20 protein-coding genes are annotated in these 18,685 nt (G+C 66.8%); 12 read left to right on the top strand and 8 right to left on the bottom strand.

Annotated features, from left to right (window positions below; genetic code table 11):
- Positions 1-78: 78 nt before the first annotated feature.
- The 3 genes from NE235_RS15355 to NE235_RS15345 all read left to right on the top strand — a co-directional run bounded on the left by NE235_RS15355 (position 79) and on the right by NE235_RS15345 (position 2,126).
- The gene (locus tag NE235_RS15355) at positions 79-903 is read left to right on the top strand and encodes an isoprenyl transferase (RefSeq protein WP_252803265.1); all 825 of its coding nucleotides are present in this window, start codon (positions 79-81) and stop codon (positions 901-903) included.
- 281 nt (positions 904-1,184) lie between these two features.
- The gene (locus NE235_RS15350) at positions 1,185-1,640 is read left to right on the top strand and encodes a hypothetical protein (RefSeq protein ID WP_252803263.1); all 456 of its coding nucleotides are present in this window, start codon (positions 1,185-1,187) and stop codon (positions 1,638-1,640) included.
- Between the two features lie 75 nt (positions 1,641-1,715).
- Positions 1,716-2,126 (top strand): endonuclease domain-containing protein, encoded by a 411-nt coding sequence (locus tag NE235_RS15345; protein WP_252803261.1) that lies wholly within the window; start codon positions 1,716-1,718, stop codon positions 2,124-2,126.
- Positions 2,127-2,272: 146 nt separating this feature from the next.
- On the opposite strand, the gene NE235_RS15340 is transcribed toward NE235_RS15345, so the two are convergent.
- The 5 genes from NE235_RS15340 to NE235_RS15320 are packed head-to-tail and all read right to left on the bottom strand — an operon-like array spanning position 2,273 to position 5,446.
- The gene (locus tag NE235_RS15340) at positions 2,273-2,641 is read right to left on the bottom strand and encodes a Fur family transcriptional regulator (protein WP_252803259.1); all 369 of its coding nucleotides are present in this window, start codon (positions 2,639-2,641) and stop codon (positions 2,273-2,275) included.
- Positions 2,638-3,459 carry a metal ABC transporter permease gene (locus tag NE235_RS15335; RefSeq protein WP_252803257.1) on the bottom strand — a complete coding sequence of 274 codons (822 nt, stop codon included), beginning with the start codon at positions 3,457-3,459 and terminating at the stop codon, positions 2,638-2,640. The genes NE235_RS15340 and NE235_RS15335 overlap by 4 nt, the downstream gene beginning before the upstream one ends.
- Entirely contained in the window at positions 3,456-4,211 is a 756-nt protein-coding gene (locus NE235_RS15330; protein WP_252803255.1) for a metal ABC transporter ATP-binding protein, read from the bottom strand. The genes NE235_RS15335 and NE235_RS15330 overlap by 4 nt, the downstream gene beginning before the upstream one ends.
- On the bottom strand, positions 4,208-5,098 hold the full coding sequence (locus NE235_RS15325) for a metal ABC transporter substrate-binding protein (protein WP_252803253.1): 891 nt from the start codon (positions 5,096-5,098) through the stop codon (positions 4,208-4,210). Before NE235_RS15325 ends, NE235_RS15330 begins: the two co-directional genes overlap by 4 nt.
- Before the next feature lie 60 nt (positions 5,099-5,158).
- Positions 5,159-5,446, bottom strand: coding sequence for a DUF6703 family protein (locus tag NE235_RS15320; RefSeq protein WP_308206090.1), 288 nt, complete (start codon positions 5,444-5,446; stop codon positions 5,159-5,161).
- Between the two features lie 48 nt (positions 5,447-5,494).
- On the opposite strand from NE235_RS15320, the gene NE235_RS15315 reads away from it, so the two are divergent.
- From NE235_RS15315 to NE235_RS15285, 8 genes are all read left to right on the top strand, one after another.
- Positions 5,495-5,782, top strand: a complete 288-nt coding sequence (locus NE235_RS15315) for an antibiotic biosynthesis monooxygenase family protein (RefSeq protein WP_252803241.1) — start codon at positions 5,495-5,497, stop codon at positions 5,780-5,782.
- Positions 5,783-5,890: 108 nt separating this feature from the next.
- Positions 5,891-7,090 (top strand): DUF1906 domain-containing protein, encoded by a 1,200-nt coding sequence (locus NE235_RS15310; RefSeq protein ID WP_252803239.1) that lies wholly within the window; start codon positions 5,891-5,893, stop codon positions 7,088-7,090.
- Positions 7,091-7,297: 207 nt separating this feature from the next.
- A complete protein-coding gene (locus NE235_RS15305; RefSeq protein WP_252803235.1) occupies positions 7,298-7,744 on the top strand; it encodes a hypothetical protein in 447 nt (148 codons plus the stop codon).
- Positions 7,745-7,750: 6 nt separating this feature from the next.
- Complete coding sequence (locus NE235_RS15300) at positions 7,751-9,055, top strand: WXG100 family type VII secretion target (protein ID WP_252803232.1); 1,305 nt, start codon at positions 7,751-7,753, stop codon at positions 9,053-9,055.
- Between the two features lie 112 nt (positions 9,056-9,167).
- Complete coding sequence (locus NE235_RS15295; protein ID WP_252803230.1) at positions 9,168-10,286, top strand: S8 family serine peptidase; 1,119 nt, start codon at positions 9,168-9,170, stop codon at positions 10,284-10,286.
- Entirely contained in the window at positions 10,283-10,663 is a 381-nt protein-coding gene (locus NE235_RS38685) for a YbaB/EbfC family nucleoid-associated protein (protein WP_406567582.1), read from the top strand. The genes NE235_RS15295 and NE235_RS38685 overlap by 4 nt, the downstream gene beginning before the upstream one ends.
- 73 nt (positions 10,664-10,736) lie before the next feature.
- Positions 10,737-11,351 carry a WXG100 family type VII secretion target gene (locus NE235_RS15290; protein ID WP_252803228.1) on the top strand — a complete coding sequence of 205 codons (615 nt, stop codon included), beginning with the start codon at positions 10,737-10,739 and terminating at the stop codon, positions 11,349-11,351.
- Positions 11,352-12,663: 1,312 nt separating this feature from the next.
- Positions 12,664-14,052, top strand: a complete 1,389-nt coding sequence (locus NE235_RS15285) for a glycine--tRNA ligase (protein ID WP_252803226.1) — start codon at positions 12,664-12,666, stop codon at positions 14,050-14,052.
- Positions 14,053-14,163: 111 nt separating this feature from the next.
- Here the strand turns inward: NE235_RS15285 and NE235_RS15280 are convergent, their stop codons facing one another.
- Together NE235_RS15280 and NE235_RS15275 are read right to left on the bottom strand one after the other, a co-directional pair.
- A complete protein-coding gene (locus tag NE235_RS15280) occupies positions 14,164-14,283 on the bottom strand; it encodes a DUF397 domain-containing protein (protein ID WP_252803224.1) in 120 nt (39 codons plus the stop codon).
- Entirely contained in the window at positions 14,280-15,101 is an 822-nt protein-coding gene (locus NE235_RS15275; protein WP_252803222.1) for a helix-turn-helix domain-containing protein, read from the bottom strand. Before NE235_RS15275 ends, NE235_RS15280 begins: the two co-directional genes overlap by 4 nt.
- A 189-nt stretch (positions 15,102-15,290) precedes the next feature.
- Between NE235_RS15275 and NE235_RS15270 the strand changes: the two genes are divergently transcribed.
- Positions 15,291-15,752, top strand: a complete 462-nt coding sequence (locus NE235_RS15270; protein ID WP_252803219.1) for an ATP-binding protein — start codon at positions 15,291-15,293, stop codon at positions 15,750-15,752.
- Positions 15,753-16,629: 877 nt separating this feature from the next.
- On the opposite strand, the gene NE235_RS15265 is transcribed toward NE235_RS15270, so the two are convergent.
- Positions 16,630-18,513 (bottom strand): glycoside hydrolase family 15 protein, encoded by a 1,884-nt coding sequence (locus NE235_RS15265; RefSeq protein WP_252803217.1) that lies wholly within the window; start codon positions 18,511-18,513, stop codon positions 16,630-16,632.
- Between the last annotated feature and the right edge of the window lie 172 nt (positions 18,514-18,685).

Here is an 18,685-nt window from a genome sequence, read left to right as displayed (position 1 = left end):
CGCGAGGCGCCGGAGCGGGCGGCGTCGTTCCACGGCATGACGCTGAACAATGACCATGAGTGAGGAGAACACCGGACGATGAGGGGCGTACAGCCGCCGGACCCGCACAAGAGCGGCGCACGGCCGCCCGCGATTCCCAAGGATCTCGTTCCCCGGCATGTCGCCGTCGTCATGGACGGCAACGGGCGGTGGGCCAAGGAGCGCGGCCTGCCGCGCACCGAGGGGCACAAGATGGGGGAGTACTCCCTCTTCGACGTGATCATGGGGGCGATCGAGCTCGGCGTGCCGTACCTGTCGGCGTACGCGTTCTCCACGGAGAACTGGCGGCGGTCTCCCGAGGAGGTGCGGTTCCTCATGGGCTTCAACCGCGACGTGATCCGCCGCCGCCGTGACCAGCTGAACGCCATGGGCGTCCGCGTGCGCTGGGCCGGTCGCCGGCCGAAGCTGTGGCGCAGCGTCATCAAGGAGCTCGAGGACGCCGAGCGGATGACCAAGAACAACAAGGTGCTGACCCTGCAGTTCTGCGTCAACTACGGTGGCCGGGCCGAGATCGCCGACGCGGCCGCGGCCATCGCCCGTGACGTGCAGGCCGGCCGCCTCCGCCCGGAGAAGGTCAACGAGAAGGTCTTCGCGCGGTACCTCTATCAGCCGGACATCCCCGAGGTCGACCTCTTCCTGCGCCCGTCCGGTGAGCAGCGCAGCTCGAACTTCCTGGTGTGGCAGTCGGCGTACGCCGAGTTCGTGTACCAGGACGTCCTGTGGCCGGACTTCGACCGGCGCCACTTCTGGCAGGCGTGTGAGCAGTATGCCCGGCGCGACCGCCGGTTCGGCGGTGCGCAGCCGAACGAGGTCACCGAGGCCGAGATCGGTGCCGACGACGAGGAACCCACCCCCGTCCGCTGAACGGTGCCGGGCGGCCAAGCCTTGGCCGCTGACGGCTCCGGGCCGGCGGAGAAGCGGCCCCTCGCAGAGAGGCCGCTCCAAAGGCGCGGTCGCCGATCGGTCGGGCTCGCGCGGACCCGCCCCGGTCTCTGAACCCGTTCGCACACGAAGTCGGTTCCGCCGTGACGCGACCTGCGTCAACGACCGAGCAGCGCGGCGTTTGTGTGCGAACGGGCCCCTGACCACCCGGCGGGCCCCAGAAACCGCACGATCAAGGTCGGCGCAGACGATCCTGGTCCCTTGTGGACCCCGTCGACTATCTCGCCGCGAACGGTGGTGTCGCGCATCGCCGTACGATGCTGGCGGCCGGGGTCTCGAAGTCCGCGCTGACGCGGGCTCTCGCAGATCGGCGGATCCTCCGTCTCCAGCAGAAGGTGTACTGCCTCGGGACGTCGGGCGGGGTGGGGCTGACCAGGCTGGCGGTGCTGGCGACCGGTGGCGTCGTCTCCCACGACGCGGCCGCCACCTTGCATGGCATCGAACTGGCGCATCGCCCGGACCGGCACCTCACGGTGGAGCGGAACCGCGCCCGTGTCGCCCACCCCGGATGCGTGATCCACCGCGCCGACCTGGCTCCGCACGAGGTGGCGCGAGTCGACGGCCTGCCCGTGACCACCCCGCTCCGTACGGTCCTGGCCTGCGCCCGCGCGTTGACGCCGGCCGAGGCGGTGGTCCTCGCCGACTCCGCGGTGCGGTAGGGCTTCGTCGCGTTCGCAGACCTGCGGGAGACGGCACGCGAGACGCGCGGGCGCGGTGCCGGACGGCTACGGCATGTGATCGACTGCTGCGACCCGAGATCAGGGTCGGTCCTGGAGTCCGCGCTGCGGATGCTGCTGATCGAGCACGAGATGAGGCCCCCGCGAACCCAGTACGAGATGCGCGCGGTGAGCGGGCGTCATCTCGCGAGGGTCGACTTCGCCTGGCCGGAGCTGCGGGTGATCGTCGAGGCGGACGGTTTCGCCTACCACCGCGACCGTAGGGCCTACCTTCGGGACCGCACCCTGGGCAACGCCTGCACACTGGCGGGCTGGCGGCTGTTGCGCTTCTCCTGGGAGGACGTCTTCCGCCACCCCGCCTACGTCGTGCGCTCGGCCCGCGAGGTCCTCACGCTCGCGGCGGCGACCCGGCACCCGCCAGGTCGGCCGGCGGGAACCGGACAGGACGCACGCCCGAGGCGGAGGTGAGGGTCAAGGAGTCGTCCGATGGGCCGGCATAGGGCCCGATCGACGCCCGGCTCGCCGAGCGGGGCTGCGCCGCCTCGTCCGCGAGGCGGTCGCCGACGTCGCCGACCGGTCCTGACCGCGTGCGGGGCGGGCGTCGGAGTCGCGGGTCAGTGCTCGGAACAGGTGCCGAAGACCTCGACCGTGTGGGTGACGTCACGAAAGCCGTGCTCGGCGCCGACCGCCGCGGCCCACTTTTCCACCGCCGGGCCCTCGACCTCGACCGTACGGCCGCAGACACGGCAGACCAGGTGGTGGTGGTGCTCGTCGGTCCGGCAGGCGCGGTAGATCGCCTCGCCCTCGTCGGTGCGCAGCACGTCGACCTCGCCGGTCTCGCTGAGCGACTGCAGGGCGCGGTAGACGGTGGTCAGGCCGATCCGGGAGCCGGCGGCCCGCAGGTCGGCGTAGATGTCCTGGGCGCTGCGGAAACTCTCACAGCCCGAGAGTGCCCGGCGCACGTCCTCCCGTCGCCCGCTCACGTCACATCCGTTCGCCGCATGCGCACCAGTCTCCCCGTTCCGACGGCGGCCAGGAAGACGGCCATCGCCAGCAGGACGATGGTCGGGCCGGGGGCGAAGTCGGCGTCGACGGAGACCCACAGGCCGCCCACCGAGGACACCACTCCGACGATGACGGCCAGCCCGATCGTCGCCCTGAACCCGCGGGTGAGCTGCTGCGCGGCCGCGACCGGCACCACCATGAGCGCGCTGACCAGCAGCAGGCCGACCGCGCGCATCGCGACGACCACGGTGAGCGCCGCGGTGATCGCGATGAGCAGGGACAGGAAGCGCACCGGCAGGCCGCTCGCGCGCGCCACCTCCTCGTCCTGGCACAGGACGAACAGCTCCCGGCCGAACAGCGCCAGGATCGCGATGACCGCGACGGCCAGGCCGGCCACGATGTACAGGTCGCCGGTGCCGACGCTGCTGATCGAGCCGAACAGGTAGCTGCCGAGGTTCGCGCTGCCGCCGGAGAGGTTGGCGAACAGCACACCGCCGGCGAGCCCGCCGTAGAACAGTAGGGCCAGGGCGACGTCGCCGCCCGTACGGGTCCGGACCCGCAGCAGCTCGATCGCGACGGCGCCCAGCGCGGACACCACGAGCGCGAGGATCGTGGGCGAGCTGCGGGTGAGCAGGCCCAGCCCCACGCCGGTGAGCGCGATGTGCCCGATGCCGTCGCCGAGCAGGGCCAGCCGCCGCTGGACGATGAACGTGCCGACCGCCGGGGCCGCGACGCCCACGAGGACGGCCGCGATCAGGGCCCGGCGCAGGAAGTCGTACGACAGGAGTTCGATCATGACAGCAGGTGTGGCTCCTCGGCCGGGGCGTGCGGGTGAACGTGATCGTGGCCGGGCCGGGCGCACTCGCCCCTCGGCCTCGGGGGAGCGCCCTCGTGGGTGATGAGGCCGTTCTCCAGGACCACGGAACGGGTGATGAGCGGCTCCATCGGCCCGAGCTCGTGGGCGACCAGTACGACCGTACGGCCCTCGGCGACCTGGTCGCGGAGCGTACGGGCGAGGGTCTCCTGGCTGGCCGCGTCGACGCCCGCCGTCGGCTCGTCCATGACGAAGACGTCCGGTTCGCCGGCGAGGGCACGGGCGATGAGCACGCGCTGCTGCTGGCCGCCGGACAGCTCCTGGGCGGAGTCGCGCGCCCGGTGGACCATGCCGACGGCCTCCAGGGCCCGGTCCACGGCGCGCCGGTCGGCGGCCGAGAACGGGCGGAACCGCGACTGCCGGGCGATCCGCCCCGACGACACGACCTCGCGTACGGTGGCGGGCACGCCGCCGCCGACCGACAGCCGCTGCGGGACGTATCCGACGCGCTTCCAGTCCCTGAACCGGGACGGCGGCACGCCGTACAGCTCCACGCGCCCGGCGGACAGCGGGATCAGGCCAAGCAGGGAGCGGATCAGGGTGGACTTGCCGGAGCCGTTCGGCCCCATCACGGCGAGCACCTCGCCCGGCTCGACGGTCAGGTCGACGCCGCGGAGGACCGGGCGGCGGTCCAGCCGCACCTCGCCGCCTGTCATGCGGAACGGAACGGTCATCGGCATCCTAGAGCGGGTCGCAGCGTCGCCAGGTCACGGCGCATGATCGAGAAGTAGTCGTCGGACGAGCCGCGTTGCACGCCCTCGACCGGGTCCAGCACCTCGGTGCGCGCCCCGGTCTCGTTCGCGAGCGTCGCGGCGGTCTTCGGGCTGGCGAGCGTCTCGGTGAAGACGGTCGTGGCGTGCGTCCGCCGGACGAGGTCGATGAGGTTCGCCAGGCGGCCGGGGGAGGGCTCGGCCTCGGGGTCCAGCCCGGTCACGCCGACCTGCGTCAGCCCGTACCGCTCGGCCAGGTAACCGAACGCCGAGTGGCCGGTGACGATCTCCTCGCGGGCACAGTCGCGCAGGCCCGTACGGAACTCCCCGTCCAGGGCGGTCAGTCTCGTGACGACCTGCGCGGCGCGTGAGCGGTACCCCGCGGCGTGCGCGGGGTCGAGGGCGGCGAGGCGCTCGCCCAGGGCGGTGGCCACGGTCGCGAACCGGGTCGGATCCAGCCACACGTGGGGGTCCTCGGCGGCGTGGCCGGTCTCGTCCTGCGGGGCGGGCAGTGTCCTGACGAGCGACGAGGCGTCGAGGGAGTGCTTCCCGGCGTGCTCGCGGACGGCCTTGTCGACGGCCGGCTGCACGCCCTTGATGTAGAAGGCCAGCTTCGATTCGCCCACGTCGATCACCTGGCGCGGGGTCAGTTCGAGGTCGTGTGGTTCGGCACCGGGCCGGGTGAGGTTCTGCACGGAGCCGTCGGGCCCGGCGACCTGCGCGGCCAGCCACGCCAGCGGATAGAAGGCCGCGACGATCTTCGGGTCACCGTGGCCGCCGGTCCGCGCTCCGCAGGCGGTCGCCAGCAGCGAGGCGCCGAGCACGAAGGGCAGGAGTCGTCGGTATCGCACGCTCTGAGTATGGATGAATATGAAAATGATTGTCAAAATCGCCCATGTCCGGATCGTCGGTCAGCTGATCAGCTTCCCGACCGCCATCGCCAGGATGACCGCGCGAACCACGATCCTCACCAGGCGATGGGACACACTCCGCGCCGGCGCCGCCAGGAACGCGAACCACAGCAGGAAGGCCAGCACCGCCAGCAGCACGCCACCGGCCGCGCCCGGCACCGCCAGCCCCGCGATCAGCAGCGCCGGCAGGACGACCAGCGGAACCCAGCGGGGAAGCTGGTGGAGATACACGAAGAAGACGGCGCTGCGCTGCCGAAGTTTCGAAGCCACGCTCCCATCGTCCCGCATCGGAGTCCCGCGCGGGGCGATCGCCTCGCCTACCGGCATGATGGACGGGTGCTGGCCATCACCCGATACCGCGTCCCCGAGACCGAGACCGAGACGTTCGTCAAGACGGCGCACGAGGTGCTCCGCTCCCTCGCCGGCAGCCCCGGCCACCGTTCCGGCGGCCTCGCCCGGTCCGTCGACGAACCGGACCTGTGGGCGATGGTGACCTACTGGGACGGCGCGGGCTACTACCGCCGGGCGCTGGGCGCCTACGACGTACGGCTCGCCCTCATCCCGCTTTCGGCGCTCGCCGTCGACGAGCCCGGAGCGTACGAGCTCGTCGACCCCGAGGAGTAAAGAGCGGGCCTCCCGACGTCGAAGACCTGCTCAGCCCTCCGCGCGCCCCACCCCGCCTCGCCCCCACGCCGCTCATCGTCGTACCGACGACGATCGTGGGGGGACGCCATGCGCCGTGCCATGCTGCTCGCCGGAATCCTCGCAACGCTGATCCCGGGCCCGCCGCCCGCCCAGGCGGACACCGACGTTCACTACCAGGGACTCCGCATCCCGGCGCCCGCCGGATGGGAGGTCCACCACCTCGGCCCCCGTTCCACGGAGTGCCTCCGCTTCGACCGGCACGCCGTCTACCTCGGGTCCGCCGGAGAGAACCAGGACTGCCCCGCGCACGCCGTCGGCCGTACGACCGCGATCCACGTCGAACCGCTCGCCGCCCAGACGAACGCCCTGGTGACCGGACTCCTCGCGCGTGACGGGGCAGGCGGCGGCGGACGGCTGCCGGGCCTGCGGGTCCACGACCCCGCCGCCCACGAGATCCTGATCGCCGTCCCGCAGGCCGGCGCGTTCATCACCGGCTCGTACGGCTCGGACGTCCGCGACCTGGAACGCGTCCTGAACCGCATCACCCTGGAGGAGCCCACACCCGACGGCGCGGCCGAGCGTCACACCGGAGCCGCCCGCCCCCGCCGCTGGGTGCGGGGCGACGGGTTCGACACCTGCCGCGCGCCGTCCCTCGACGCCATGAAGGCATGGCGCAAGGACTTCGTCGCCGCCAACGTCTACATCGGCGGCGTGTCCCGCGCCTGCCCGGACGGCAGACTGTCCCATGACTGGATCGCCGCCGTACGGGGCATGGGCTGGCGGCTGATCCCGACGTACGTCGGCCCGCAGGCGCCGTGCGGCCCGCACCGCGTCAACTTCACCCCGGACAGCGCCGTCGACGACGCCCGTGCCTCGGCCGAGGACGCCGCCGAGCGCGCCCGCCTCCTCGGACTGCGCCGGCTCACGCCGATCTACTACGACATGGAGGCGTACAGCCGGCACGACCCCGAATGCCGGGAGGCGGTACTCGACTTCCTCGACGCGTGGACCCGGAAACTACGCCGCCTCGGTTACGTGCCGGGCGTCTACAGCAGTGTCGCGTCCGCCATCCGCGACCTGGCCGCGGCGAAAGGCATCAAGAAGCCCTCCGCCGTCTGGTTCGCCCATTGGGACAAGAAGTCCGACCCCTGGAAAGACCGGTACATGTCACGCGATTGGTGGCCGGGACACCGCCGCATAAAGCAGTACCGAGGCGACCACCGCGAAACCCACGGCGGCTACACCCTCAACATCGACAACGACGCCCTAGACGGCTACGTCCGCTGACCGAAACACCTAAACAGAGAGTCCGAAATAGAGGTCGAGGTCCGGCCGTATGAGGCCATCGGCCGATCATCTGCGGCTTCGCGTCATCAGCCGGGATAGATAGCCGCATTTCGGCCTTATCGCTCTCGACATGACAGCGTGTCATTCAGTACCTTGACAACCCTTGCAGGGCACGGGGGTGCACAGGTCAAGAAGGGGGACGGCCGCATGCCGCCACTGAACGAAGGGGGCACGCAGCGCGGAGCGCAGTACCCCAAGCTATGGGTCGGCGGCGGCGCTCCGGACGTCAAGTGGGAGCCATCGAAGATCGGCCATGCCGCCGCCATCCTCGAGAATGCGCTGGAGAACTTCGCCGCCACCGGTGCGATCAACAAACTCCAGGCCCACGGGCGCCTCACCGCCGCTGAACTCGGCAACTGGGACGCAGGCCAGGCGCTCGCCGGTACTACCCAGGCAGCGCACGAGCACATCACCGCGGTGGCCCACGACCTCATCCTGCAGTACGCCGCCGTCATACAGCTTCTGCAGAAGACAGCGGCGGGCTACTCCGGAACCGAGCAGAAGCTGGCCGAACACGCGCGGCAGATCGGCGGCCGGCGTCGGCCGACCTCAGCTACCGACCCGACCTGGCACAACGTGCCGTCGGCCGACTGACTCGCCATGGCTGTCGAGCATCACACGTATGTGATCAAGACCGGTGGACGACCGCAGGGCGCAGGTTCTTACGGCGACGCGGACGCCGTCAAGAATTTGATCACCGCGACACAGCCCGGGAAGATCACCACTGCCGCCGGGGCATTTGACGACCTGGGCGCCGCGCTCAACGACCTTCAGACCGCCTTGTACGACGCCGCGAAGGTCTTGGCCGACTACTGGAGTGGCCCGGCGGCGGACAACGCCCAAGAGACACTGCGCCGTCTCCACACGACGGCCGAGGAAGTCGTCATCCGCAGCAACGAGAGCGCCAAGACGCTCCAGTGGTACGGCGGCTCCATCCTTCCGATGTACCGGAACGTCAAGTGGCCGAAGAACACCAAGTCACCCACCGCCACGGCCGCGGCCGACCAGGTCATGAAGAACCTCAATGAGCGCATCGCTCAGACCTGGGACGGCATGCCCCCTCAGATCAAGAAGGATCTGCCTGGGCTCGCCAATCCATCTGACCGCGTTCCCGACCAGCCAGATGCCGGCTCGCCGACCGCAGGCGCTACTGGCAGAGAGCAAACGGGCGAAGGCGGGAAACCGACCCTCAACGGCAAGATCCACGCTGGTCATCCGTCGCGTTTCCACGGCAGTAGACCACTTCCTGGGGCACCCGGCAACCACGGCGGGGCTCCTCCTAGTGCGCCATCCTCTGGACTGGACCCGGGAAGCACTGACTTGGCCGGTAGTCCGCCAGTGGTGGGATCTCCAGGCCCGATCGGGGGGGCTACGAATGGATATGGCCTTGGCAGAGGCGTGCTCGGACCGGGCGGGGGTCCCTTCAGCCAGTCCACCAGCGCAGGCGAGTTCGGATTCGGCCACTCTGGGCCAGGCGGACCAGTAGGTAGCGGGATCAAGCCAGGACTGACCCCCTTGGGCGGCGCAGGAGTTGTCGGCGAGCGCCCAGGCGCAGCGCAGGCACGTGGGGTTTACGGCGGCGAACGACTCAACGGCACCCAGATGCCGCTCGCTTCGGGATCGGAGCGGAGCAGGGACAGGACGCGCGAGCGAACGACATGGCTCTCTGAAAATCCGGATGTCTGGGTCGGTGATGAGGTGACCTTCGGAGGGCTGATCGGGGACGCCCGTAACCGTCTCGGCGAACGTGAACGAAGCGATGATGAGGTGCTGAGCCTCGATGAGCTGCAAGATCTGCTGGACCTTGTAGACGAAGAAACGGGCGAGAACACCGGTGCGCTCTTCAGCGAAGAATCTGACGTCGACCCTGCGGCCAACGCTTCTCCTTGGATCATCGACGAGTGACTCCACGGGACAACGGCAGAGGGATCCGTCTCGCGCGTCGGGGGCCTCTTCGATGTGGGTAAAGAGGGCCTGCGCGCTCTCGGCGGCTGTGTTGATGCTTTCGGCGGCGACAATGACCGGGGCGAACGCCACTCCCAGCCCACGTGAAGAAGAGTGGTGGTTCGGGACCTGGGACATCCAGAAAAAGGTGTGGCCGATCACTAAAGGTCGGGGCGTAACCGTTGCGCTGATCGACACGGGAGTCAATGCCACCCTTCCGGACCTACGGGGGGCAGTGCTACCCGGCACCAACATCATCGGTCCCAAGGGCAACGGCCTTGTTGATTACGATAAGAAGTTCGGGCACGGGACCGCGATGGCCGCCCTAATCGCCGGTCAAGGCACTGGTGTCGGCATGGTGGGTATCGCGCCTGAGGCCAAGGTCCTGAGCATCCACTCAGGAGTAGAGGACCTAGCGCCGGCGATCGATTATGCGATCGAGCGAGGTGCGGACGTCATCAACGTTTCCCAAGGGTTGGCGAGTCCACCTGCTGCAGGCGGTTGTGGAACAGATCTTCAACGCGCCATATCTCGGGCTATTCGAAAGAACATTATTCTTACCGCCGCAGCCGGGAATGATGCAAGTATCGGAGTAATGAACGCTGAGCCGGCGCTCTGCCCTGGTTTCATGGCGGTAGGCGGGGTGGATTACAGATTCGATCCCTGGGTGGACTCGCAACCGGCACCCTACGTTGCCGTGGCCGCTCCTGGAGTCAGGGTCGGATCCATCGGAAAGAACGGCGCCTTCATCCCGAATTTGGAAGGGACGAGTGGCGCATCTGCACTTACCGCCGGCGTCGCAGCGCTTGTCCGGTCCAAATATCCTGATATGCCCGCACGCGAGGTCGTGCAGCGAATAATAGGGACGGCTCGCGACGTTGGAACTCCAGGCCGGGATGATAAGACAGGATACGGTCTTATTCGCCCTTATCATGCTCTCGTTGACAGAGTGCCCCAAGATGCCCCGAACCCGGTATTCGCGGCATTGGACCGTATTGCTAAGCCACCCGTTGAGGGGTCGCGCCAACCTAGCAACGGTCGAAGTGGTCACAGGCTTCCGCAAACTGCTCGCACCGGTACGCGAAGCGCTATCATTTTGATTTCCATCGGAGTTGGGATCGTGGCGATCCTGACGGCGGTGGCGATATATGCGTCCATCAGGCGAATCAATCGAAGGCGAATGATCTCGTGACGAGTCCCGGTAGGGCGAATGCACCCATTAGTGCTGAGGCTCAGGCGCGCTTGGCGGGAATAGAAGAGGTCGAGCGTCGAACACAGGTTACCGTGGATGCCGTAGAGCAGTATGCTCAGCAACTCCGAGCGCTGCAGAGATCATTTAGTCGACTTGGGATCAAGCAAGAAATCGATTCGAATCTCGGTTTCGTGTTCGTGAACGGCAACGGCGACCTAGTCAAGATCGACCTGAGCCCCGAGGGTCTGCGATCTGTTGATGCCTCCCTGGTCGGACATTGTGTCCTAGCGGCAATCAAAGCGGGCCAGTCCCGGGTGAAGCGCTTCAGAGATCAGAAGTTCAAGGAGTTGGCGGATTCAAGCCATCTGTATAGATAAGGGGCTGCCCAACATGGCGGGTAAGTCAGGTGGGGGAAAGGCTGGTGCTTCCAGATCCGCTTCGGCTAGGGGATTGCAGCAGTTCCCCAGCACTGCGGCGAGTGACCTGATCAACATCGCAGGTATGGTCTTCAAGGCGAATGAGGTGAAAGAGCAGATAGAGGTTGCTCGAAAGCTGAAACCGAACGGCGCGGCCATATTGGACGTTGCACAGAAGTGGTATATGGCATCTGAGCGTATTGGGAGTTCGTCAAAGATCCTCAAGAGTGCCTATAAGGGTCTGGACATCTATTGGGATGGAGATGCTGCCGAGATTTTCTTCGATCTGATGGATGATGTGACCGGCGTTGCTGACGGGAATCGAGAGACGCTCTTCGAGGTCGGCAATGCGGTCGTGGATCTCTACAATACGGCAGCGGATGGCTACAACGAAGCGGTCCTTGCGATCGGTTCAGCGCTCAAAGATGTTACTCCTCTGGATCCGGATAAGCAAAGGGAGGAGGTCATCTCTGTTCTAGAAACCTTCATGTCGGGAATGAACGCGCGGCGACAGGCCATTCAGCACAGTCTGTCTGCTAAACAGGCCAAGATGGTTGAACTCCGTGGGCAAATCCTCCAGATTCAGGGAGTGGCTCCGGTGCCAGCCGGTATGACTGATATGCGTAAGTGGGAATTTGATCCGCGCTAGAGAAAGACACGACACATTGAAGTCCCAACATAAGGGTGCCTTGCTGAGTGGACTCAGTCTTCTTGCCCTAATTTCAGGGTGTTCTGGCGAGGGGGATACCGGGCGTGGCGCCTCGAATTCTGCTGGTTTTGTGTCCACCAGGGCGAGAATTCCTGAACCCTGCAGCCTGATCAGCGCTAGCCTTTCTGATGAGCTGGTCGGGTTGAAGTGGGGCAAGCAAACGAACGGTCCTGAGCCTCATGATTCGTCGACCGTCGTAGAATGTGAATGGGCCAATAGTGGATTGAACGATCAGCATCGGAAGCAGGGCACCATCAAGGTCGGTGCACATGTCGACCTGATGCACACTGCTAGCGGAGACCCATATCTAGGTGCAAGAATCTATTATCGGACTTTCACTACGGGCAAGAAGTGTGAGAAGGTTTCAGTCAACGCGCCAGAGGCATGTTGGTACGCCGACCCGGGAACGTCACTCACGGTAGTACTCCGCGATGATTACAGTACTGTGTGGCTTACATGTGATGCCATGAATTCTCCTTCCTTGTCCAGAGGGAGGATTCATGAGACGGCGAACCGTGTTGCTCGGGAGCTCCTAGACAATTTGAAGTAGCTACCTTGATGGGATCGGTGAGTACAATCAGTAAATCGCACGTGAAGCATCAGGTTTCGACACTCAGAGAGTGCGGAGGCCGAATCAATGATGCCGTTAACATATGGGTTGAGGCGACGAGTCACATTGATGCCGCATGGCTTCCTTTCAATGCATTGGGAGTCGCTGGTGAAGCGGCGCGAGTGGGGGAGTCGGGATACGAAGGGAATCGACGGGAGGCGATCGAAAGATTGAATGCTGCGGCGAATGGTCTCATTAGCTTCCGGGAGGCTATTTACCAGGTCGCAGACAAGTATGCCGGCACGGAGATTGATAACGCTGCCACGGCTAAGAGGTCGATTGGTTTGACTCATAGGCCGGATATTTAGAACTTCAGTCGCATTCGGTTATCGATGAGGCGTTGCCGGTGTTGGTAGTGGCAGCGGGCAGGTGTGGGCTTTCGACATGATTCAGGCGTATCAGATGTAAGAAGACCAAGAGCTGTCAGTGGCGAGGCGTCGCGGCCTCAGGCCGTGCAGACGGCGTCCGCTGCAAGGGCGGGCGTCATCGCCGGGCGGCGTGGCGGTGTATTGGAGCGCGGGGCTCACGATCCTGTCGCTAAGCTGATACCGGGCGCCGTGGCCAGGCTCGCAGGTCGGCCGCAGGTGCCGTACCTCATCTACGCGGAGAACCCGCCGACCGCCAGCCGGATGGAGATCACTCATGGCTCGTCGTTCCGAAGTGATGGAGACCATCGTCAGCCTCAGCAAGCGCCGAGGCCTGGTCTTCCCGTCGAGCGAGATCTACGGCGGACTCCGCGCATCCTGGGACTACGGCCCGCTCGGCGTCGAGCTGAAGAACAACGTCAAGCGCCAGTGGTGGAAGTCCATGGTGCAGGGTCGCGACGACGTCGTCGGCCTCGACTCCTGCGTGATCCTCGCCCGTGAGGTCTGGGAGGCGAGCGGCCACGTCAAGGAGTTCGTCGACCCGCTGACCGAGTGCCAGTCCTGCCACAAGCGCTACCGCGCCGACCACCTCACCGAGGCGTACGAGGAGAAGCACGGCAGGGTACCGGAGAACGGCCTGGCCGACCTCGTCTGCCCCAACTGCGGCACGCGCGGCGCGTTCACCGAGCCGCGGATGTTCAACGGTCTGCTGAAGACCTACCTCGGCCCGGTCGAGGACGAGTCCGGCCTGGCGTACCTGCGGCCGGAGACCGCGCAGGGCATCTTCATCAACTACGCCGCCGTGCAGCAGGCGGCCCGGCGCAAGCCGCCGTTCGGCATCGGCCAGATCGGCAAGTCGTTCCGGAATGAGATCACCCCGGGCAACTTCATCTTCCGTACGCGCGAGTTCGAGCAGATGGAGATGGAGTTCTTCGTCGAGCCGGGCACGGACGAGGAGTGGCACCAGTACTGGATCGACACGCGTCTCCAGTGGTACGTCGACCTCGGCATCTCCAAGGACAACCTCCGGCTCTACGAGCACCCCAAGGAGAAGCTGTCCCACTACTCCAAGCGGACCGTGGACGTGGAGTACCGCTTCAACTTCCAGGGCAGCGAGTGGGGTGAGCTGGAGGGCATCGCGAACCGGACGAACTTCGACCTGTCCACGCACGCCAAGCACTCCGGTCAGGACCTGTCGTACTACGACCAGGAGAAGGAGCAGCGGTACGTCCCGTTCGTCATCGAGCCGGCGGCCGGCGTCGACCGGTGCGTGCTGACGTTCATGATGGACGCCTACACCGAGGACGAGGCGCCGAACGCCAAGGGCAAGATGGAGAAGCGCGTCGTCATGCGCCTCGATCACCGGCTCGCGCCGGTCAAGGTCGCGGTGCTGCCGCTGTCGCGCAACGCCGACCTGTCGCCGAAGGCCAGGGACCTCGCCGCGCAGCTGCGCCGCAACTGGAACGTCGATTTCGACGACGCCGGCGCGATCGGCCGTCGCTACCGCCGCCAGGACGAGATCGGCACCCCGTACTGCGTCACCGTCGACTTCGACACCCTTGAGGACAACGCGGTGACCATCCGGGAGCGCGACTCCATGGCCCAGGAGCGCATCGGCCTCGACCAGGTCGAGGCGTTCCTCGCCACCCGCCTCCTCGGCTGCTGACCTGTAGCGGCCGGGACGCGACCGGTCCGGTTCGCGTCCCGGGTCGCCGAACGTGAGGAGCCCCTGTCCAGGAATGGACAGGGGCTCCTCACGTCAAGGTCTGATGCGGAGTCATTCAGCCCGGTGGTCGCCGGGAGCGGCCAGTACGGCGATCTCGACGCACTGGCCGCCGCTGCCGCCGCTGCGGCTGCTCTTGCGCCAATGTGCCGCCGACAGGTCGGGGGTGTTCATAGGCTCTCCATGATCGACTCGATCAACGTCCGGGACTCCGCCACCGGTAGGGCATGGCCCCTGATCAAGTCGTACCTTACGTGGAAGTCCGTGACCCCGGAGGGGTCTTCCACGACCTGCCCACGACCGGCCGCCTCGGTGTACGCGATGTCGGGCCTTCCATCGAAACTCAGCAGGGTCACGTCACCCTCCAGTCCGGCGTAGGCGCCCGCGCTGATCGGCACGACCTCGATCATGATGTTGGGGCGCTTGGACGCCTCCAGTAGGTGTTCGAGTTGGCCGCGCATGATCTCGGGGCCGCCGACCATGCAACGCAGGGCTCTCTCGTCGAACGTCGCCCACAGGCGGGGCGGCTTGTCGCGGGCGAGGATCGCCTGGCGTTCCATGCGCGACGCGATGAACCGGTCGACGACGTCCGGCTGCTGGACGGTCAGCAGGATCTCCCGCGCGTACTCCTCGGTCTGAAGTAGGCCGGTGACCAGCAGGAGTCCGAAGACCCGTATCGCATCGGCCTTAGTCTCTCGCTCGACGAACTCGGGGAAGCCGGGCGGTAGAGCGGCGAGGTGGCGGGTGTCGTTGACCAGCTTCCATAGCCGGACGAATACGCCTTTGGTCTTGAAGAACGTGTCGGTGTCCTCGGCGAACTTCTTCGAGGGGATGTTCTTGGCGGCTTCGAGCTGACTGATCAGCTGTGGCGTGTAGCCGAGCGTCTCGGCGAACTCGACCTTGGACAGGCCGGCTTCGCTGCGCCAGGCCTCCAGTTCGGCCGCGAAGGCGCGGATCGTGGGGGACTCGTACGGGTCGCGCTGTGCCACCATGGCCGGCCTCCGGGGGGTGAGCCGTGTCGAGGTTTCGTTGATCGGTTTCTGGGTTACGCCGCGGTCGGACGCGGTTGGTAGCTAACCGTAATCGCGCGTGTGAGATTGGTCATGCGATTCGGTCAAGTCGAGTATCGCTGGAACGGGCGTACGGCCGAGCCGGCGATGAGAAGGACCCAGGAGGGCGCAGTGGCAGTCATGACGAACGCCGACGATAAGACGGCGCGGCAGCCGGAGTACCGCGTGTACTGGCTCCCGCTTCCGCCGCATCCGGTGGCCATCGACCAGGCGGTTCTGCTGGTGGAGATGGCGCTCGCAGACTGGGAGACGCCTAGGAGGGGCGAGAACGCGCGCCTGGTCGCGGTCGAACTCGTCGAGAACGCGATGGAGGTCAGCGACGCCGTCGACATCACCCTGTCACGCCAAGACGGCGCGGTACTGATCGAGGTGTGGGACAGCACCGAGACCTCGCCTGCGTGTCAGAGGCGGGCCGCCGACCGGACGGAGGGCCGGCGCCTCCCAGTCGTGAAGTCCCGCGCGGATGGCTGGGGCTGGAGGCTGCACGAGGAGGGCGGCAGGACGGTGTGGGCCATCGTCGGTGACCGCGACGCATCCGCCGACGCGGTGACGTCCGGTAGGGCTATAACGTGACGATCTACTCTCCACCTGCTTGTGACTCCAGGTACTTAGGTGCCTCCGTCTTGCAGGTAAGCGGTGGACGTGGTCACAAGCGCCAGGCGCCATTGAAGGTGGATCCCGCGACTGATGAGTTGATCTCGCAGGCTGCGCATTTCCTCGGCATGACCAAGAAAGACTTCGTCACTGAGGCCGCCCAGGGCGTACCTGGAGCAGCGGCGAGAGGAGATCCGCCAGGGAATGATCGAGTCGATGAAGGTACTGGACGGCTCCCTGTCGTCCAGCGTCGCGAAGTTGACCGGCCTGTCGTCAGAGCGAATCGAGCAGCTCGGCGGTGCCGGAGGTTGGGACGAGTAACGGTATGAGCGTGCGTCCGACATTACGATGTCTGCGTCAGGATCTAGGGCTGCCGATTCCCCCGGCTCGGATGCCTCTTGATCAGACTCCCGTCACGCCGGCGCTTTGCCGTCGCTGGTGACTGGTTGCCGTCGGTGTGGCCTGTCCGGCGGTGTGCGAAAAGCCGGATTCGCCGTCAACGACGGCGGTAACGTCTTCGGTCGCCTGTGCGGCGGGCGGTGGGACTTCGATAGGTGTCCGCAACGTTCGGCGGACGCGGCGTGTTCGAGTACGCGAACACCGGTGAAGGCGCAGGAATCGGGGGCCGCCGGCGGGGAGCTTCGCGGCGGCGCCGGCCGTTTCCCTCGTGAGGGGAGGCGGGTCGGGTTCGGCGTGACCCGGTGCCGGGAGAGGGGAACCGGCACCGGGTTCGCGCGGGGCCTGGCGGGGCCGTTACTGAACGGTAGGGTTCGCCGTCGTATCGGTCAATGCCCGCTTATGGCCGCAACTCAGATCTTTCTCGATATTTGCTATGTCTGTTATGTTCGATGTTTTGTCAGATCCGCGGGACCTCGCGCAGCTCCTCCTCGGCGCGGATCACGCTCATCACCGCGTTGATCAGCGCCAGGTGGGTGAACGCCTGCGGGAAGTTGCCCAGGTGCCGTCCGCTGTGCGCGTCGATCTCCTCGGCGTAGAGCTGGAGCGGGCTGGCGTACGACAGCAGCTTCTCGCACAGGGTCTTGGCACGCTCCAACTCGCCGATCAGCACCAGCGAGGACACCAGCCAGAACGAGCAGATCGTGAACGTCCCCTCCTCGGAGTCGAACCCGTCGTCGGTGTCCGTCGTGCGGTACCGCAGCACGAGGTCGTCCTGGGTCAGCTCGTCGGCGATCGCGAAGACCGTCTCGCGGACGCGCTTGTCGTCCGGGGGCAGGAAGCCCAGCATGGGGATGAGCAGCACGGACGCGTCGAGCGCCTTGGTGCCGTAGTGCTGGACGAAGACCCCGCGCTCGTCGACGGCGTTCTCGAGGACGTCGGCGCGGATCTCCTCCGCGGCCGCCCGCCAGCGCTCGGCCCGCTCCCCGTCACCGCGGATGTGGGCGAGCTGGGAGCCGCGGTGCGCGGCGAGCCAGCAGAAGAGCTTGGACGAGGTGAAGTGCTGCGGCTCGCCGCGTACCTCCCACATCCCCCGGTCGGGGTTGCGCCAGTGCTGCAGGGCGGCCTCGACCTGCTTGACGATGATCCCCCACAGCCGGTCGTCGAGCCGGTCGCGCTTGCGGACGTACAGGTAGATGGAGCCGATGATCGCGCCCCAGACGTCGTGCTGCGCCTGGGTGTAGGCGCCGTTGCCGATGCGCACCGGCCGGGCCCCGTCGTAGCCGTGGAGGTGGTCGAGCGTGGACTCCTCCAGCTCCGCGCGGCCGTCGACGCCGTACATGATCTGCAGGTGCCCGTTGGCGGCCTCGGCCACGTCGGTGATGAAGTGGAAGAAGTCGTTGGCCTCCCAGTCGAAGCCGAGGGTGTAGAAGGCCCACAGGGCCATCGTCGAGTCGCGGATCCAGGTGTAGCGGTAGTCCCAGTTGCGGTCGCCGCCCGGGGTCTCCGGCAGGGAGGTGGTGGCGGCCGCGGCGACCGCGCCCGTCGGCGCGTACGTCAGGCCCTTGAGCGTGAGCGCGCTGCGCTGCAGGTGGGCGCGCCAGGGGTGGTCGGGGAACCGGCCGCGGTCGAGCCAGTGCTGCCAGTGGTGGACGGTCCAGGTGAGCCGCTCCTGGGCCTCGGCGGGCGTCTGTGGCGGCCGGTGCTCGCTCCACGACAGCGCGACGAAGCGGGTCTCGCCCTCCTTGATGAGCGTACGGGCGGTGGCGAGCGAGCCCTCGAACCCGATGTTCAGGTCGCTGGTGAGCCGCAGTTCGAGGCCGTTGCCCTTCGCCACGGCCTCGTGGTAGCCGACGCCGGTGTGCTCCCACTTGGCGCTCTGCCGGCCGTAGTCGAAGATCGGCATGCAGTCGAGGCGGACCTGCGCCTGGCCGTTCTCGCAGCGGATCACGCGCAGCAGCACGTGGTCGGAGTCGTAGTCGGTGGGGGCGCGGCGGTGGGTATGGGACCGCTGGTCCTCGTGGTGCCAGGGCCCCATGAGCAGGGCGTCGAGCACGACGAGCCAGCCGCCCGGCGTCCACCAGGTCGTCTCCAGCACCATCGTGCCCGGGATATAGCGGCGGGCGGCGGGCACCTCGATGCCCGCGGGTCCGACGCGGAAGTACCCGGCGTCTCGGTCGAGCAGCGAGCCGAACACGCTCGGGGAGTCCATGCGCGGCAGGCACATCCACTCGATGTTGCCGCTCGGGGCCACCAGCGCGGTGGTCTCGGTGTCGGACAGGAACCCGTAATCGGCGATCGGCGCGAACGCCTCACCAGCCCCGGGATTGGTCACAGGCCTCATCGGCACATCATCGCGCAGCAGTGGCATGTTACGCACCCGGCGCGCCCCTCATGAGGGCTATTGGGGTCGAATGGGGGGAATGTCGGTATTGGAATAGACCACTAGACCGGGCCTGACCTGCACAAAGATCGGTGAGCGCTGACAGTGACGATCGTTTCACTGAGAGCTGGGT

Source organism: Actinoallomurus spadix, assembly GCF_024055725.1.
Lineage (GTDB): Bacteria > Actinomycetota > Actinomycetes > Streptosporangiales > Streptosporangiaceae > Actinoallomurus > Actinoallomurus spadix.
This window is presented reverse-complemented; position numbering and strand designations above follow the sequence as displayed.

Excerpts from the sequence above, each read along its gene's own strand:
- NE235_RS15355 (WP_252803265.1), top strand. The coding sequence starts at position 79 with ATGAGGGGCGTACAGCCGCCGGACCCGCACAAGAGCGGCGCACGGCCG.
- NE235_RS15335 (WP_252803257.1), bottom strand. The coding sequence starts at position 3,459 with ATGATCGAACTCCTGTCGTACGACTTCCTGCGCCGGGCCCTGATCGCG.
- NE235_RS15330 (WP_252803255.1), bottom strand. The coding sequence starts at position 4,211 with ATGACCGTTCCGTTCCGCATGACAGGCGGCGAGGTGCGGCTGGACCGC.
- NE235_RS15320 (WP_308206090.1), bottom strand. The coding sequence starts at position 5,446 with ATGCGGGACGATGGGAGCGTGGCTTCGAAACTTCGGCAGCGCAGCGCC.
- NE235_RS15310 (WP_252803239.1), top strand. The coding sequence starts at position 5,891 with ATGCGCCGTGCCATGCTGCTCGCCGGAATCCTCGCAACGCTGATCCCG.
- NE235_RS15305 (WP_252803235.1), top strand. The coding sequence starts at position 7,298 with ATGCCGCCACTGAACGAAGGGGGCACGCAGCGCGGAGCGCAGTACCCC.
- NE235_RS15300 (WP_252803232.1), top strand. The coding sequence starts at position 7,751 with ATGGCTGTCGAGCATCACACGTATGTGATCAAGACCGGTGGACGACCG.
- NE235_RS15295 (WP_252803230.1), top strand. The coding sequence starts at position 9,168 with ATGACCGGGGCGAACGCCACTCCCAGCCCACGTGAAGAAGAGTGGTGG.
- NE235_RS15285 (WP_252803226.1), top strand. The coding sequence starts at position 12,664 with ATGGCTCGTCGTTCCGAAGTGATGGAGACCATCGTCAGCCTCAGCAAG.
- NE235_RS15280 (WP_252803224.1), bottom strand. The coding sequence starts at position 14,283 with ATGAACACCCCCGACCTGTCGGCGGCACATTGGCGCAAGAGCAGCCGC.
- NE235_RS15275 (WP_252803222.1), bottom strand. The coding sequence starts at position 15,101 with ATGGTGGCACAGCGCGACCCGTACGAGTCCCCCACGATCCGCGCCTTC.
- NE235_RS15265 (WP_252803217.1), bottom strand. The coding sequence starts at position 18,513 with ATGAGGCCTGTGACCAATCCCGGGGCTGGTGAGGCGTTCGCGCCGATC.